The sequence below is a fragment of the Undibacterium sp. genome, assembly GCF_030683615.1.
Classification (GTDB): domain Bacteria; phylum Pseudomonadota; class Gammaproteobacteria; order Burkholderiales; family Burkholderiaceae_D; genus Undibacterium; species Undibacterium umbellatum.
In genome coordinates this window covers 181,176-196,503 of the sequence record NZ_JAUXQE010000007.1, presented here as the reverse complement: position 1 = coordinate 196,503, position 15,328 = coordinate 181,176, and the positions used below count along the sequence as shown (strand labels likewise).

The window sequence follows — 15,328 nt, the reverse complement described above, 5'->3', positions numbered from 1 at the left end:
TTATTATATATATTACGTTTATAATATATAATGTCAAGAGAATTTATTGATGGAGTAGTGTCATGAAAGTCAGCAGAGAGCAGGCAAATGAAAATCGCCAGCGCATCCTTGATGTAGCCTCACAGCTATTCCGGGAGCGCGGCTATGACGGGGTCAGCGTGGTCGATCTGATGAAAGGCGCTGGTCTGACCCATGGCGGCTTTTATGGAAACTTTTCTTCCAAAGAAGACCTGATTGCGCAAACCTGCGCACTTAGCCTGGGTCGCTCGGCAGAGCGCTGGAAGAAGTGGCAGGCAGAATCTCCAGACACAGCCTTGTCGCGTATTGCCAATGATTACCTGTCTCCTGCACACAGGGACAAGCCAGGCAGGGGTTGTGCCCTTGCTGCTCTGGGATCAGATATGGCCAGGCAAAACGAGACAGTGCGCAAAGCTGCCGACAAAGGCGCGCATGACCTGATGGCTGTCCTGGTGGACTTGCTGCCTGGTGAAACGAAAGAAAAAAGAGAAGACAAGGCCATGCTGGCTTTGGCCAGCATGGTGGGCGCGGTAGTGCTGGCGCGAGTGGCGGAAGATGAAGAATTCTCCCGACGTATTCTTGGTGCGGTCGCGACAGCACTTGAAACTGCGGGGGACTAAATGCCTATAGTAGGTGTTGCAAAGCAGGCTGCTGCAAATCAGAACGAGTTGCAACAGCTCGCCGAAACTCTAGCCGCCCATGCAAAAGGCATTCAATTTATTGCCATCCAGGTCGCGGAAATAAGCAGCGTAAAAGCCGCTGTCACCCCTCGGTCCTGGCGCACCTTCATCTTTACCACCGAGTTCCAGAGCCTTGTTATGCAGGGCTTGAACCTGCTCTTTGGTTTTGACTACCAGTGCCGCCATGCTGCCATTGCCTACAGTCGCCGCTTCGCCATTAAACGGCGTGATAATGCCTAGCGCGGGATGTTTGGGGCTGACTCCCCAGGCGACGAAACCTTCTGATTCCATCGTGCGTTTGGCACCAATTTCTGCTAGCAGCGTATCGTAAAAAGTGGCCGCTCGCTCAACATCATTCGTGCCCAGAGTAATGTAGCCTATCATCATGGTCTCCTTGGTGTAAGTTACTGGTGAGTTGGCTATTTTGCCACGTTTTATTCTTCGTTTCTATGCAAATCAAATTGTAGCGCTGCCAATTTGGCATAGACGCCACCTTGCTCTACCAGTGAGGCATGGGTACCTGTTTCCACAATTCGGCCATGTTCCATGACGATGATGCGGTTGGCACGTTGCACTGTTGCCAGCCTGTGGGCAATGATCAGGGTGGTGCGCCCCTGCATGGCTACTTCCAGTGCACCTTGTACCAGACGTTCTGATTCTGCATCGAGTGCGCTCGTTGCTTCGTCCAACAAGAGTAGCGGCGGGTTTTTCAGCAGGGCACGGGCAATTGCTATCCTTTGTTTTTGCCCGCCAGACAGGCGCACGCCACGTTCACCAAGGAAAGATTGATAGCTTTCCGGCAGTCTTTCTATGAATTCATGCGCCGCTGCCATTTTCGCTGCCGCAATCACTTCTGCATCACTGGCATCGGCACGACCATAGCGTATATTCTCAAGGGCGTTGGCTGAAAATATGACGGTATCTTGCGGTACCACCCCTATCGCGCCACGCAATTCATGCAGGCTCAACTCGCGTATATTGATGCCATCGAGAGTGATCCTGCCTTGCTGTGGGTCATAAAAACGCAACAGCATCTGGAACAAGGTAGTCTTGCCCGCACCGGAAGAACCAACAATAGCGACAGTTTCGCCAGGTTGTATTTCCAGGTTCAGATTCAACAAGGCTGCAGTATTGGGGCGCGAAGGATAGTGAAATTCCAGACCTTGCAATGAAAGTGCCGCACCTCTGGGATCATGCTCTGCACGGGTAGGTAAACTCAGTGCTTTTACTGGATTTTGTATCGGTGACTTAACTTCGATCAATTCCAGCAAACGCTCGGTCGCGCCTGCTGCACGCTGGGCATCACCCATGACTTCAGATAGTGCGCCAACAGCACCCGCCACGATAGACGCATACAAAATAAACTGACCCAGCTCACCACCGCTCATGCGACCTTGCATGACTGCATGCGCGCCAAGCCACAATACAAATACAATGGCACCGAAGATCAGTAAGATAGCCATGACTGTCAGCAGTGAGCGAGCACGTATGCGGCGCATGGCGGTTTTGAACGCTCCTTCCACCGTACCAGAGAAACGCTGGGCTTCTATATTTTCATGGGTGAAGGCTTGTACGGTTGGCATGGCGTTCAGTATTTCACCTGCAATTGCTGATGCATCAGCAATGCGGTCTTGTGAATCACGCGACAGCGTGCGTACACGCCGCCCAAACAGGATGATGGGCAAAACCACCACCGCCAGCATGACGATGATGATGGATGAGAGTTTGGGACTGGTGATGAACAACATCACCAGACCACCAAGAAACAGCAAAAAATTACGCAAAGCCATGGAGATGCTGGTGCCCACCACGGTTTGTATCAGCGTAGTGTCCGTCGTCAGGCGCGACAGTACTTCACCGGTTTGAGTGGTTTCAAAAAATTCCGGGCTTTGCGTGACCACATGCGAATACACGGCATTGCGTATATCTGCCGTCACTCGCTCCCCCAGCCATGACACCATGTAAAACCTGGCTGCAGTGGCTATCCCCAGCACACAAGCCACACCAAACAGGGCGATGAAGGTCAGATCTACATGCTTGATGCTGTGATCACCCCCACCAAAACCCAGGTCTATCATTTGGCGAAAAGCATAAGGTATGGCCAATGTGGCACCTGCCGCCACCAGCAAAGCGATACCAGCCAATACAAATTGTGTCTTATAAGGCCTGAGGAAGGGGAGTAGTCCTTTCAGGGTTTGCAAGCTGCTGCGCTGAGAAATTTCAGTGGCAGGAGAAGGCGAGGGGATGGGATTGGTCATGCGCAGTCCAGAATAGTGGGCAAGCGTGGGCTAAGCAAATAGCAAAAGGTATAGATGATGATATGTGAGCCAAAATCAATAGTCTACATGGCTCTTAAAAAGAGTAAATTATTGATAATATTTGAACTTGCAAAGCTCTTTCGCGCGATTCTTTATACTGAGTGTAGAATCTGACACTATCTCAAGTTGAAAGCTAACCAATGAAACGCCTGCTGAAATGGTGTCTGATCTTACTGTGCGCTTTGCTACTGATCGCCATTGTCGCAGCCACTGTCCATTTGTATGGTAAGCGTGTGCAGCGTTCAGGTAACCAGGTGCTGACAGGCTTGCAAGCCGAAGTGACGGTGCAATATGACGAGCGTGGCGTGCCGCATATGGAAGCAAAAAATGAAGCAGACCTGTATCGTGCCCTCGGTTATGTACATGCACAGGACAGGCTGTTTCAAATGGAAATGGTGCGTCGCCTGGCCAATGGTGAGTTGGCTGAAATTCTTGGCCCAAAACTGCTGGATACCGACCGCCTGTTCCGCACCCTGGGTTTGCGCAAGCATGCGGCTGATTATGCAGTCAGACTCGATAGAAATTCTCCCGCAGTCAAAGCCCTGGATGCCTATCTCGATGGCATCAATCAATATCAGGCTGGGCATGCCTCGCCGTTGGAGTTTGAATTACTGGCTATACCCAAGCGCCCATTTACTGCAGAAGATACGGTCGCTGTATCCGGTTACATGGCCTACAGCTTCGCTGCGGCCTTCCGTTCCGAACCAGTATTGACACAAATACGCGACAAACTAGGCGCAGATTATTTGCGTATATTCGATTTTGCCTGGCATCCCGAAGGCGTCATCAAGCCCTTGCAATTGAGCGCAACAGACTGGGATAGGATGAATCGTATCGCAACGACCAGCCAGCAAGTCATGGAAGAGTTTGGCCTGCCACAGTTTGAGGGTAGCAATGCCTGGGTGGTGGCTGGCAAAAATGCCGCCAGTGGCAAACCCTTGCTGGCGGGTGATCCGCACATCGCCTATTCAGCGCCAGCAGTCTGGTATGAAGCGCATCTCAAAATGCCGGGTTTTGAGTTGTATGGTCATCACCAGGCACTCAATCCATTTGCTCTGTTGGGTCATAACCAGCATTTTGGCTGGACCCTGACCATGTTCCAGAATGACGATGTTGATTTTATTGCTGAAAAAATCAACCCACAAAATCCCAATCAAGTCTGGGTCAAAGGGCAATGGGTGGATTTGCAAAGCCGCGAAGAAATCATCAAGGTCAAAGGAGCGGAAGCAGTTAAATTACAACTGCGAACGTCACCTCATGGCCCCATCATCAGCGACGCCTTCCGTCAGGCCTGGGGCGACGATTTGACTGCCAAACCCATCTCCATGTGGTGGGCATTTCTGGAAACTGAAAACCCCGTGCTTGACGCTTTTTATGAATTGAATCGTGCCAGCACAAAAGATATTGCGGCCAATGCCGCCAGCAAAATCCATGCGCCGGGTTTGAATGTGCTCTGGGCAAATACGCAAGGCGATATCGCCTGGTGGGCAGCGGCCAAACTGGTCAGGCGGCCGACGAATGTGAACCCGGCCTTCATCCTTGATGGCGGCACGGCAGAAGCTGACAAGTCGGGCTTTACTGATTTTGCCGATAACCCTCATGAAGTTAATCCAGCACGTGGCTTTATCGTCTCTGCCAATCAGCAGCCTTTGCCATCAGCAGATTTTGCCATTCCCGGTTACTACAATCTGCACGAACGCGCACGCAGACTGGAAGCCTTATTGTCGCAACCAGGTATCAAGTGGGATACAAAAAACAGCCAGGCTTTGCAGCTTGAAAACAAGACCGATTATGCTGCACAAATTTTGCCATCCATATTGCCTGCTTTGCGCAAGCAGGTAAATGATGCGGACGGCAAACGCCTGCTTGATCAACTGGAAAAATGGGATGGCAGTTACCAGGCAAATAGCATAGCGCCCACCATCTTCAACCAATTGCTGTATCAGATCATCTATGCGGCGATGGCAGATGAAGTAGGAGAAGTGCAGTTTAAAAACCTCTTGCGCACGCGCGTACTGGACTATGCCTTGCCACGTCTGCTGGCTGATGCAAAGTCGCCCTGGTGGGATAACCGCTCAACAGCAGCAGTGGAAACCCACGACGATATTCTGGCGCTGGCATGGCGCGTCAGTATCGCACATTTGCAAAATACCTTTGGTAATGACAGCAAGCAATGGGCTTGGGGCAAGGCGCATACGCTGACGCACAAGCATCCGCTATCTCAAAAAAAGCCACTGGACAAAATATTCAATATCGGCCCGTTTGAAGTAGCTGGTGCGCGTGAAGTACCAAATAATATGGCAGCGGCAATCGGACCAGCTCCATGGGATGTGGTGTACGGGCCTTCGACGCGACGTTTGATCGATTTTGCAGATGCCTCGAAAGCTTTAGGCATCAATCCGGTGGGGCAGAGTGGGGTTTTGTTTGATGCTCACTACAATGATCAGGCCGCAGGATTTGCGGCTGGGACATATGTGCCACAGCATTTGAGTGTCAACGATGTTGCGGGCAACGCGAAGAGTGTGTTGGTGTTAAGGGCGAAATAATTGTCATTACCTAAAACTTAGTCGTAGCACATACATCGGAAACGGCGATGCGTACAATGTTGGGACCGTAAATTTTATGTTCGTAATACTTTGATGTTCTGTCTGCATATCATCTAAAGTCTATACTTGCCTGAGTGAAGTTGTAATGTGGGGCAGGCTGTTTGCCTGCCTTTCCGCTGCGGAGTGGCGATGTATTCTCGCTGCTTTGTTCAATCCGACGCGTCAGCCAGAATTTGTTTGGTGAATACAGTATGGAGTTGGGTATTGCCGGAAGGCATGTTCGTTTGCCAGAAGTATCTCGAAGTAAGGATGTCTGGTCTTTATCCTTCACAAGATGCCACCAAATCTTGCGTGCAAAATCAGGCTGCTATCCTGTCTATGCTCTGGATCTAATACCTGATTCAACAAATCTTCTGCAGGCTTAAAGCAGGCCCGATACAAATCGCGACAAAGGCGATATGCTTCGTCACCCAGCCAAGCTTCAGGGCGCAGGCTGGTCGGCAGGTTAGGATCGTGCAACTGAGTGCGGCGAAAGCTGTGTATCAGCAGGCTGCGTATGACAAAAGCCGCAGGTTCTGGAAGGTACTGCCCTTGCACCAGGCTCTTTAGTGGCGAGAATTCTGCAATAAAACTCTTGTAGGCGATATTCACTTCATCCAGTTGCCAGTGGCTGGAAATTAATGATGGCAACGGGCGGGCATCTGGCAAATCCAGGTCGCTGGCGCGGCATACTGTGCATAATCCGGCGTATCCATTGCGTCCAAGCACATTTTGCAAGGCAGCGGTATCTGCCTGCGGATGGGCAAATACACCAGCATTGATCATGCGGAAACCTTCCCACAGCAGTTCTTTTTTCAGGCTGGCTTTGTTGCTGCTGGAGTTGTCGTCACCACTCATGATAACCAGCGTCCAGTAGTGATCCCATTTGCCCGTTTGTGGCACATATACGCGCTTGTAGGCATGCTGGAACCTGGCATAGCTGGCCGTTGCCAGTTGATAATTGCTGCGTCGGCCATCCCGTCTGGATTCCAGCCAGCCTTCCTCGGCCAGTCTGAACACGCTGGTGCGTACTAATCTGTCATTAATACCAAAATGACTCATTAATGAGATTAAACTACCTAGCCATATCGTACCGCCATGCGGGGCAATGGCATCTCCAAATACCGTCATTACCAGTGACTTTGCCCTTGGGGGATTATTGGTGAGTTGCTGGTCTATCCAGGCTTGGATGGCAGTGCTGGTCTGCATGCGGCTTATTTATGTGTGAGTACTGGTAGTTGTCTAGATTTTACCTATGGTTAGGCTCATAAGGGGTATATCCCACAAAAATTAAAATGATACAAAAAAACTTCAACATCAATAAAAACTGTATCATATAATTGTTTGAGGCAGATCAATCTTCCATGTTCGCATCCTCAGGATGCCAAGGAGTGTTTCATGTATGCACAATTAGTCGAGACCGGCTTGAGCAAGCTCAAAACTGCAGAAGAGTTGAGTGATGCCGAGCGTGCTTTTCAGGCACGTATTGATGCTGGTATCCGTATTGAAGCCAAAGACTGGATGCCGGATGCCTACAGAAAAACCCTGATCAGGCAAATCTCTCAACATGCGCATTCCGAAATCGTTGGTCAACTGCCCGAAGGAAATTGGGTCACCCGCGCACCTACCTTAAAACGCAAAGCCATCTTGCTGGCCAAGATTCAGGATGAAGCTGGACATGGCCTGTATCTTTACAGCGCTGCCGAAACCCTGGGTGTGTCACGCGATGATCTGCTGGCAGATCTGCATTCTGGTAAAGCAAAATATTCTAGCATCTTCAATTATCCGACCCTGAGTTGGGCTGATATGGGGGCGATAGGTTGGCTAGTTGATGGTTCCGCCATCATCAACCAGATACCTTTGTGTCGCTGCTCTTACGGCCCGTATTCACGCGCCATGATACGTGTTTGCAAGGAAGAATCCTTCCATGCGCGCCAGGGTTACGACATCATGATGACGCTTTGTCGAGGCACAGCAGAGCAAAAAGCCATGGCGCAAGATGCATTGAACCGCTATTGGTGGCCGGCGCTGATGATGTTTGGTCCGTCAGATGCGGCATCGGTGAATAGCGCGCAATCTGCGCAATGGCGTATCAAGCTTTTTTCCAATGATGAATTGCGCCAGCGCATGGTGGATCAGACTGTGCCGCAGATTGAATACCTGGGTCTGCAACTGCCTGATCCCGCTATTAAATGGAATGAAGAACGCGGCCATTATGATTTCGGTGAAATCAACTGGGATGAGTTTTACCAGGTCTTGAAAGGCAACGGCCCCTGTAACCGTGAACGCCTGCGTACCCGTGTCAAAGCCTATGACGACGGCGCATGGTTTCGTGATGCGCTACAGGCACACGCAGACAAGCAGCAAGAAAATAAAAAAAGCGCATAAAAAAGTAAATACGAGAGCAGGAGACATATCATGAGTAAAGAATGGCCCTTGTGGGAAGTATTCATCCGCAGCCAGCACGGTCTGGCACACAAGCATGTGGGTAGTCTGCATGCACCTGATGCAGAAATGGCGATCAACCACGCGCGTGATGTATACACACGTCGCAATGAAGGCGTCAGTATCTGGGTGGCAAGGGCTGGCGATATTTTTGCCAGCAGCCCTGGCGATAAGGAAGCCCTGTTTGAACCATCGAACAGCAAGGTATACCGCCATCCGACCTTCTTCCCCATGCCGGATGAAGTCAAAAATCTGTAATTGAACCCTGTCTATACTTGATGGCAAACTAATTTCCGGAGAATCGAGATGTCAGAGGATATGCTGAATCACAAATTCGATTATGTTTTGCGTCTGGCAGATAATGTCATGGTACTCAGCCAGCGCCTGTCGCAATGGTGTGGCAAGGGACCCGCGCTGGAAGAAGATATGGCGTTGACCAATGTAGCACTGGATTTGATAGGTCAGGCACGACTTTGGTATTCCTATGCGGCTGAACTTGAAGGCAAGGGACGTACCGAAGACGACCTGGCTTTTTTGCGTGACGCCCACGACTTTCATAATTTCTTATTGCTCGAACAGCCGAACGGTACTCATGCCGATACCCTGATGCGGCAATTTCTGTTTGACACCTGGCATTACCATTATTTGCAAGCGCTGAAGCAATCTACCGACCAGCAGATTGCTGCCATCGCAGAAAAATCCCTGAAAGAAGTCACTTATCATTTGCGTCGCAGCAGCGACTTGGTGGTACGTCTTGGTGATGGTACTGAATTGAGCCGGAAAATGATGCAGACTGCACTGGAAGAGTTGTGGCCCTTCACTGGCGAAATGTTCATAGATGATGAAATTGATGTCGCCATGCAGGCTGCAGGTATTTCCCCTTTGTCTTCAGCTTTGAAAGTTGCCTGGGATACCCATCTGGCCGACGTCATGCATGCAGCTACTTTGCGTCTGCCTGACGCCAATAGCTGGATGCAAAAAGGGGGCAAGCAAGGCGTGCATACTGAACACATGGGCTACCTACTGGCAGAAATGCAGTTCTTGCAGCGTGCCTATCCGGGGGCGCAATGGTAGTCTCAGCAACAGTGGGTCCACCTGCGAGTACGGATCAGATATGGCACTGGCTGGGTGAGGTCAGTGACCCTGAAATTCCAGTTATTTCCGTGACGGACCTCGGCATTATCCGTGCAGTGGAATGGCAGGGGGACGAGTGCGTGATCACGATTACCCCCACTTACTCTGGCTGCCCGGCCATGGATGTGATTGCTGAAGAGATAACCAAGGTGTTACATTCACATGGTATCAACCTGCCCAGCATAGTGTATCAATTGTCACCCGCCTGGAGTACCGACTGGATGACAGAAGCAGGCAAGCGAAAGCTCAGCGGTTATGGCATCGCACCACCACAGCAACAGGTAGTTGATATCTCTTCCATCCAACGTTATCGCGAAGTGCAGCCAGCCATCGCTTGCCCGCAATGTGGTTCTGTCGATACACAACTGGTCAGCCAGTTTGGATCAACCGCCTGCAAAGCCCTGTACAAATGTAGGGCGTGCCTGGAACCTTTTGACTATTTCAAACCGCACTGAGCGAAAAATAAGAATCAGAGGAGATAACAGTAAATGAGTAAATTTTACCCGCTGACAGTTAGCCAGATACGACCAGAAACCCGTGATGCAGTGGTATTGAGCTTTGCTGTGCCCGCCGATTTGCAGGTGCAGTTTGCCTACCGTGAAGGGCAACATCTGACCTTGCGCGCAAAGATTGCAGGCGAAGATGTGAGGCGCTCGTACTCGATTTGTTCGGCCGTGCAGGATGGGCAATTGCGAGTAGCAATCAAGCGCGTGCAAGGAGGGGCATTTTCCAACTGGGTGCATGACAGCTTGCGCCCTGGTATGGATGTCGAAGTCATGCCTGCCATGGGCCATTTCAATTTGCCGCTGGCTGCTGAGCATGAAAAGCACTACCTGGCCTTTGCAGCCGGCAGTGGCATCACACCTTTGCTGTCCATCATTAAGACTACGCTGCAGACAGAGCCGCACAGCAAATTCACTTTGGTGTATGGCAATCGCGCTTCATCAACGGTGATGTTCAAGGAAGAACTGGCAGCGCTGAAAGACAGCTATCTGCAACGCCTGAACCTGATTTACATCATGAGTCGCGAACAGCAGGATATAGACTTGTTCAATGGCCGCATCACCGCTGAAAAATGTCTCAACCTGTTTGATCAATGGGTACGCATAGAAGACATGGATGCCGCCTTCATCTGCGGGCCGGAAGAAATGATGCATGCCGTCAGTACCGCCTTACAACAGCGTGGCATGTCCAAGGAGCAGATCAAGGTCGAGTTGTTTGCTGCCAGCATACCGGCGCACCGGCATGTCGCCAGCGCCAAGCCTTTGCTGGGTAAGTCATCTTGTGCAGTGACGATAATCATGGATGGCCACCACACCCATTTCGACATGGAAAAAGATAAAGAGTCTGTACTGGATGCCGCCCTGAAACTGGGGCATGATATGCGCTATTCCTGCAAGGGCGGTGTGTGCTCTACCTGTCGTTCCAAAGTTGTGGATGGCAAGGTCGATATGGACAGGAACTACGCCCTGGAAGATTACGAAGTGGCACGCGGATTCGTGCTGACCTGCCAAAGCTTTCCGGTCAGCGATACCCTGACCCTGGATTTTGATAGCGAGAATTGAATGGACTATTCCCACATCCTGTTTCACATCAGCGACGGTATTGCCCACCTGACCCTGAACCGGCCGGAAAAACTCAATAGTTTCAATGTCGCCATGCATCTGGAAATACAGGATGCACTAGAAAAATTGCGGGCTGATGCTTCGGTGCGAGTCATGGTTTTGACCGGTGCCGGGCGCGGCTTTTGTGCCGGTCAGGATTTAACTGATCGTGCCGTGAAAGAAGACAATGCGGCCGACGGTGCGCCACCTGACCTGGGCGCATCCGTAGAAAAATACTATGCACCGTTGGTGACGGCCTTGCGTGCCTTGCCCATCCCTGTCATTTGTGCAGTGAATGGTGTCGCCGCCGGTGCCGGCGCCAACTTGCCTCTGGCCTGCGACATCGTATTGGCAGCACGTTCTGCCAGTTTTGTTGAAGTCTTTTGCAAGCTGGGTTTGATACCTGATACTGGCGGCACTTATTTCCTGCCACGCGCACTGGGGACTGCCAGAGCGATGGGCGCAGCCATGCTGGGTGGCAAAATCAGCGCTGAAAAAGCAGAGCAATGGGGCCTGATCTGGAAATGCGTAGATGATGATCAGTTGCAGACGGAAGCCATGGCTATGGCCACACATTTTGCATCTGCACCTACCAAGGGTCTGGCCTTCACCAAACAGGCAATCTACGCCAGCCCGCAGCATAGTCTGGAGCAGCAACTGACGCTGGAAACAAACATGATGCGTGAGTTGGGCCAAAGTGAAGATTATCGTGAAGGTGTGGCAGCCTTTGTTGAAAAGCGCCCACCAAAATTTGTTGGCAGGTAAATTGACTCACTAAAGGAAAGCGTCAATGAGTGCAGAAACCGGGCAAGTTGCCAAAGACAGTCAGCATATGGCAGAACTCACTACCGCCGCCATGTTCGCCAGCGATGCCGCAACACGCGGGCTGAACATGGAGATAACTCATGTGGCTGAAGGTACTGCCACACTCAGCATGTTAATTAAACCCAATATGCTGAATGGACACAAGACTTGTCACGGCGGTTATCTGTTTACACTTGCCGACAGTGCTTTTGCCTTTGCCTGCAATAGCCGTAATCACGTGACAGTGGCTGCCGGTTGCAGTATAGAATTTCTGTCGCCGGGGCGCGAAGGCGACGTCATTACCGCCACTGCGACAGAACAATCCCTGACTGGCCGCACCGGTATCTACGATGCACGTCTGACTAATCAGCATGGACAGGTAATCGCGTTGTTTCGCGGCAAGTCGCATAGGCTGAATGCAGAAGTGGTGCCCGGTCTGGTATTGCAGGAAAACGCAGTTCCAAACGAGCTTGTGCATAGCCATCCATCATAGAGACCATTATCAGGATAAGTAAGCAGGGGACAAAAACATGGCAGACAACACAGACAGAAAAATAGCAACGGGCCTGGATGCAATAGAAACGGCAAGCAAGGATGAGCTTCAAGCCCTGCAATTGCAGCGCTTGAAATGGACCCTGCAACACGTGTACAACAACGTCCCGCATTACCGCAGCAGTTTTGATGAGGCAGGCGTACATCCCAATGATTTGAAAACTCTGGCTGACCTGGCGAAATTCCCTTTCACTGGCAAGAAGGATTTGCGCGACAACTATCCTTTCGGTATGTTTGCTGTGCCACGTGAAAAAGTAGTCAGGGTGCACGCCTCCAGCGGTACCACGGGCAAACCGACGGTGGTTGGTTATACGCAAAAAGACATTGATAATTGGGCAGACCTTGTGGCTCGTTCGATACGTGCTGCCGGTGGCCGCGCTGGTGATATCGTGCAAGTTTCTTATGGTTATGGCTTGTTCACTGGTGGCCTGGGTGCCCATTATGGGGCAGAGCGCCTTGGTTGCACTGTCATTCCCATGTCTGGAGGACAGACAGAAAAGCAGGTGCAACTTATACAGGATTTCCAGCCATCCATCATCATGGTCACGCCTTCTTATATGCTCAATATCATAGAAGAAATGACGCGCCAGGGCATAGACGCTGCCAATACCTCCCTGCGTATAGGCATCTTCGGTGCCGAACCATGGACTGATGCCATGCGCAATGAAATCGAATCGCGTGCCGGTATTGATGCAGTGGATATCTATGGCTTGTCAGAAGTCATGGGGCCGGGTGTCGCCAGCGAATGCATAGAAAGCAAGGATGGTCCAGTCATCTGGGAAGATCATTTTTATCCAGAAATCATCAATCCCGATACTGGCGAAGTCTTGCCAGATGGCGAAGAGGGGGAGCTGGTATTCACCTCGCTGAGCAAGGAAGCTTTTCCTGTTATACGCTATCGTACCCGTGACCTGACGCGTTTGCTGCCACCGACTTCACGCTCCATGCGCCGCATGGGTAAAATCACAGGTCGCTCTGACGATATGCTCATCATTCGTGGTGTGAATTTGTTCCCGACACAGGTTGAAGAGCAGATACTCAAGCACCCGCAACTGGCACCGCAATATCAACTGGTGGTGACGCGTGAAGGTCATATGGACAAGCTTGATATCGTGGCTGAACTGCGGCCCGAAGTGTCGGGAACTTTGTCAGAACAGGATGTGAAGCAATTACATCTGCAGCTTGAGCATCACATAAAAACCTTTATTGGTGTCAGTTGCCATGTCAGCATATTGCCAGCCAACAGCATAGAGCGCACCATGGTTGGCAAGGCCAGGCGTGTGGTGGACAATCGTAAAAAGGCTTGAGTAAGCCAGTCAAAAAATAAGAGACAAGGGAAAGAAAATGGAAGCATGGATATGCGACGCTGTCAGAACCCCATTCGCCCGTTACGGCGGTGCCATGGCTGGCATACGTACTGATGATCTGGCAGCCTTGCCGATCAGGGCATTGATGGAACGTAATGCTGGTGTCGACTGGAAAATGGTAGATGATGTGTACTACGGTTGCGCTAACCAGGCCGGTGAAGATAACCGCAATGTAGGCCGGATGGCAGCATTGCTGGCTGGTTTGCCAGTGGATGTGCCAGCCAATACCATCAACCGCCTGTGTGGTTCCAGTCTGGATGCCATAGGTATAGGCGGGCGTGCGATCAAGTCGGGTGAAGCCTCACTGATCATTGCTGGCGGGGTAGAGAGCATGACGCGCGCTCCCTTTGTCATGGCCAAGGCCGACAGTGCTTTTTCACGTGCCGCAAAAATAGAAGATACCACTATAGGCTGGCGTTTTGTAAATGCCTTGATGAAGGCAAAATACGGTATCGATTCCATGCCGGAAACCGCAGAAAACGTTGCCGAACAATTTGGCATTAACCGCGCTGACCAGGATGCCTTTGCTGTGCGCAGCCAGCAACGCTGGGCGGCGGCCAACGCTGCCGGTTTTTTTGCCGGAGAAATCGTCCCCGTCAGCATCCCGCAAAAGAAGGGTGAAGCCATTTTGTTCACAGCCGATGAACATCCACGCCCTGATACAGATATCGCCATGCTGTCCCGCCTAAAAGGCGTGGTAAAGCCAGATGGTACAGTCACAGCCGGAAATGCATCCGGTGTCAATGATGGTGCATGCGCTTTATTGTTGGCTTCAGATGCTGCAGTAAAACTGCATGGCCTGACACCACGTGCATGTATTGTCGGCATGGCCACGGCTGGCCTGGCGCCGCGCATCATGGGTTTTGGCCCTTCACCGGCAACACGCAAATTGCTGATTCAAACCGGGTTGAGCCTGGCGCAGATGGATGTCATAGAACTCAATGAAGCCTTTGCTGCACAGGGGCTGGCAGTAACACGTGACCTTGGTTTGGCCGATGATGCTGCGCATGTGAATCCAAATGGCGGCGCAATAGCGATAGGCCATCCATTGGGGGCATCAGGTGCGCGTCTGGTAACGACAGCACTGAACCAACTGGAGCACATCAATGGTCGTTACGCACTATGCACCATGTGTATAGGCGTGGGGCAGGGTATTGCCCTCATCATCGAGCGTGTCTGAATCTGAGGAAGTGGCATGACTATATATGCAATCGATGGACTGATACCTGTCGTACACCCTAGTGCCTATGTACATCCCAGCGCCACACTGATAGGCGACGTGATCGTCGGACCTGGCTGTTATATCGGCCCGTCTGCCAGCTTGCGTGGCGACTTTGGCCGCATTGTTCTGGAGGAAGGCGCGAATGTGCAGGATACCTGTGTCATCCATGGTTTTCCTGATAGTGATACGGTTGTTGAACAGGATGGACATATCGGTCATGGCGCTGTGTTGCATGGCTGCCATATAGGCAAGAATGCGATGGTGGGCATGAATGCTGTCGTCATGGACAAGGCAGTGATAGGTGAATCTTCGATTGTTGCTGCCATGTCCTTTGTCAAAGCGGGTATGGATGTGCCGCCAAGTAGCCTGGTCATGGGTGCACCAGCCCGCATAGCGCGTGCCTTGCGCGATGAAGAAATCGCCTGGAAGACTGAAGGTACAGCGCAGTACCATGCACTGACCAGGCGCTCACTCGCCAGCATGCTGGAAGTGGAAGCACTAGCCGCCGTTGAAGAAAACCGCCCGCGCATCGCGCTGGCAGCAGGCTTGCCAACCTACGGCACCAAGCCCTGATCCTGACAACCTCATTATTTAGAAGA

Annotated in this window: 15 protein-coding genes; 12 read left to right on the top strand and 3 right to left on the bottom strand. The window is 51.4% G+C overall.

From position 1 onward, the window contains the following. Window positions 1-62 precede the first annotated feature (62 nt). Window positions 63-638, top strand: a complete 576-nt coding sequence (locus Q8K39_RS04995) for a TetR/AcrR family transcriptional regulator (RefSeq protein WP_305258541.1) — start codon at window positions 63-65, stop codon at window positions 636-638. 69 nt (window positions 639-707) lie between these two features. Here the strand turns inward: Q8K39_RS04995 and Q8K39_RS04990 are convergent, their stop codons facing one another. After that, the gene (locus Q8K39_RS04990) at window positions 708-1,085 is read right to left on the bottom strand and encodes a VOC family protein (RefSeq protein WP_305258540.1); all 378 of its coding nucleotides are present in this window, start codon (window positions 1,083-1,085) and stop codon (window positions 708-710) included. Window positions 1,086-1,132: 47 nt separating this feature from the next. After that, window positions 1,133-2,956, bottom strand: coding sequence for an ABC transporter transmembrane domain-containing protein (locus tag Q8K39_RS04985; protein WP_305258539.1), 1,824 nt, complete (start codon window positions 2,954-2,956; stop codon window positions 1,133-1,135). Window positions 2,957-3,156: 200 nt separating this feature from the next. Between Q8K39_RS04985 and Q8K39_RS04980 the strand changes: the two genes are divergently transcribed. After that, window positions 3,157-5,562 carry a penicillin acylase family protein gene (locus Q8K39_RS04980; protein WP_305258538.1) on the top strand — a complete coding sequence of 802 codons (2,406 nt, stop codon included), beginning with the start codon at window positions 3,157-3,159 and terminating at the stop codon, window positions 5,560-5,562. A 327-nt stretch (window positions 5,563-5,889) separates the two neighbouring features. Here the strand turns inward: Q8K39_RS04980 and paaX are convergent, their stop codons facing one another. After that, window positions 5,890-6,810, bottom strand: coding sequence for a phenylacetic acid degradation operon negative regulatory protein PaaX (gene paaX, locus Q8K39_RS04975; protein ID WP_305258537.1), 921 nt, complete (start codon window positions 6,808-6,810; stop codon window positions 5,890-5,892). A 189-nt stretch (window positions 6,811-6,999) separates the two neighbouring features. Here paaX and paaA point away from each other — a divergent pair, with 189 nt between their 5' ends. From paaA to Q8K39_RS04925, 10 genes are read left to right on the top strand one after another with little or no spacing between them, the layout of a single operon-like run. Then, window positions 7,000-7,989 carry a 1,2-phenylacetyl-CoA epoxidase subunit PaaA gene (paaA, locus tag Q8K39_RS04970; protein ID WP_305258536.1) on the top strand — a complete coding sequence of 330 codons (990 nt, stop codon included), beginning with the start codon at window positions 7,000-7,002 and terminating at the stop codon, window positions 7,987-7,989. A gap of 30 nt (window positions 7,990-8,019) precedes the next feature. After that, entirely contained in the window at window positions 8,020-8,304 is a 285-nt protein-coding gene (gene paaB, locus Q8K39_RS04965) for a 1,2-phenylacetyl-CoA epoxidase subunit PaaB (protein WP_110252930.1), read from the top strand. Between the two features lie 48 nt (window positions 8,305-8,352). Then, on the top strand, window positions 8,353-9,120 hold the full coding sequence (gene paaC, locus Q8K39_RS04960; RefSeq protein WP_370868563.1) for a 1,2-phenylacetyl-CoA epoxidase subunit PaaC: 768 nt from the start codon (window positions 8,353-8,355) through the stop codon (window positions 9,118-9,120). Continuing rightward, on the top strand, window positions 9,114-9,635 hold the full coding sequence (gene paaD, locus Q8K39_RS04955; RefSeq protein ID WP_305258535.1) for a 1,2-phenylacetyl-CoA epoxidase subunit PaaD: 522 nt from the start codon (window positions 9,114-9,116) through the stop codon (window positions 9,633-9,635). The genes paaC and paaD overlap by 7 nt, the downstream gene beginning before the upstream one ends. Before the next feature lie 33 nt (window positions 9,636-9,668). Beyond that, on the top strand, window positions 9,669-10,745 hold the full coding sequence (paaE, locus tag Q8K39_RS04950; RefSeq protein WP_305258534.1) for a 1,2-phenylacetyl-CoA epoxidase subunit PaaE: 1,077 nt from the start codon (window positions 9,669-9,671) through the stop codon (window positions 10,743-10,745). After that, window positions 10,746-11,549, top strand: coding sequence for a 2-(1,2-epoxy-1,2-dihydrophenyl)acetyl-CoA isomerase PaaG (gene paaG, locus Q8K39_RS04945; RefSeq protein ID WP_305258533.1), 804 nt, complete (start codon window positions 10,746-10,748; stop codon window positions 11,547-11,549). Between the two features lie 25 nt (window positions 11,550-11,574). Continuing rightward, complete coding sequence (paaI, locus tag Q8K39_RS04940) at window positions 11,575-12,081, top strand: hydroxyphenylacetyl-CoA thioesterase PaaI (RefSeq protein ID WP_305258532.1); 507 nt, start codon at window positions 11,575-11,577, stop codon at window positions 12,079-12,081. Window positions 12,082-12,118: 37 nt separating this feature from the next. Further along, entirely contained in the window at window positions 12,119-13,447 is a 1,329-nt protein-coding gene (gene paaK / locus Q8K39_RS04935; protein ID WP_305258531.1) for a phenylacetate--CoA ligase PaaK, read from the top strand. A gap of 37 nt (window positions 13,448-13,484) precedes the next feature. Beyond that, window positions 13,485-14,687, top strand: a complete 1,203-nt coding sequence (gene pcaF, locus Q8K39_RS04930) for a 3-oxoadipyl-CoA thiolase (RefSeq protein ID WP_305258530.1) — start codon at window positions 13,485-13,487, stop codon at window positions 14,685-14,687. 15 nt (window positions 14,688-14,702) lie between these two features. After that, complete coding sequence (locus Q8K39_RS04925; RefSeq protein WP_305258529.1) at window positions 14,703-15,302, top strand: phenylacetic acid degradation protein PaaY; 600 nt, start codon at window positions 14,703-14,705, stop codon at window positions 15,300-15,302. The last annotated feature ends 26 nt before the right edge of the window (window positions 15,303-15,328 follow it).

Bases quoted from the DNA above. Each gene is read 5' to 3' on its own strand.
- paaD (WP_305258535.1), top strand. From the start codon at position 9,114: ATGGTAGTCTCAGCAACAGTGGGTCCACCTGCGAGTACGGATCAGATA.
- pcaF (WP_305258530.1), top strand. From the start codon at position 13,485: ATGGAAGCATGGATATGCGACGCTGTCAGAACCCCATTCGCCCGTTAC.
- Q8K39_RS04985 (WP_305258539.1), bottom strand. From the start codon at position 2,956: ATGACCAATCCCATCCCCTCGCCTTCTCCTGCCACTGAAATTTCTCAG.
- Q8K39_RS04995 (WP_305258541.1), top strand. From the start codon at position 63: ATGAAAGTCAGCAGAGAGCAGGCAAATGAAAATCGCCAGCGCATCCTT.
- paaX (WP_305258537.1), bottom strand. From the start codon at position 6,810: ATGCAGACCAGCACTGCCATCCAAGCCTGGATAGACCAGCAACTCACC.
- Q8K39_RS04925 (WP_305258529.1), top strand. From the start codon at position 14,703: ATGACTATATATGCAATCGATGGACTGATACCTGTCGTACACCCTAGT.
- paaB (WP_110252930.1), top strand. From the start codon at position 8,020: ATGAGTAAAGAATGGCCCTTGTGGGAAGTATTCATCCGCAGCCAGCAC.
- paaI (WP_305258532.1), top strand. From the start codon at position 11,575: ATGAGTGCAGAAACCGGGCAAGTTGCCAAAGACAGTCAGCATATGGCA.
- Q8K39_RS04980 (WP_305258538.1), top strand. From the start codon at position 3,157: ATGAAACGCCTGCTGAAATGGTGTCTGATCTTACTGTGCGCTTTGCTA.
- paaK (WP_305258531.1), top strand. From the start codon at position 12,119: ATGGCAGACAACACAGACAGAAAAATAGCAACGGGCCTGGATGCAATA.
- paaE (WP_305258534.1), top strand. From the start codon at position 9,669: ATGAGTAAATTTTACCCGCTGACAGTTAGCCAGATACGACCAGAAACC.
- paaG (WP_305258533.1), top strand. From the start codon at position 10,746: ATGGACTATTCCCACATCCTGTTTCACATCAGCGACGGTATTGCCCAC.
- paaC (WP_370868563.1), top strand. From the start codon at position 8,353: ATGTCAGAGGATATGCTGAATCACAAATTCGATTATGTTTTGCGTCTG.
- Q8K39_RS04990 (WP_305258540.1), bottom strand. From the start codon at position 1,085: ATGATGATAGGCTACATTACTCTGGGCACGAATGATGTTGAGCGAGCG.
- paaA (WP_305258536.1), top strand. From the start codon at position 7,000: ATGTATGCACAATTAGTCGAGACCGGCTTGAGCAAGCTCAAAACTGCA.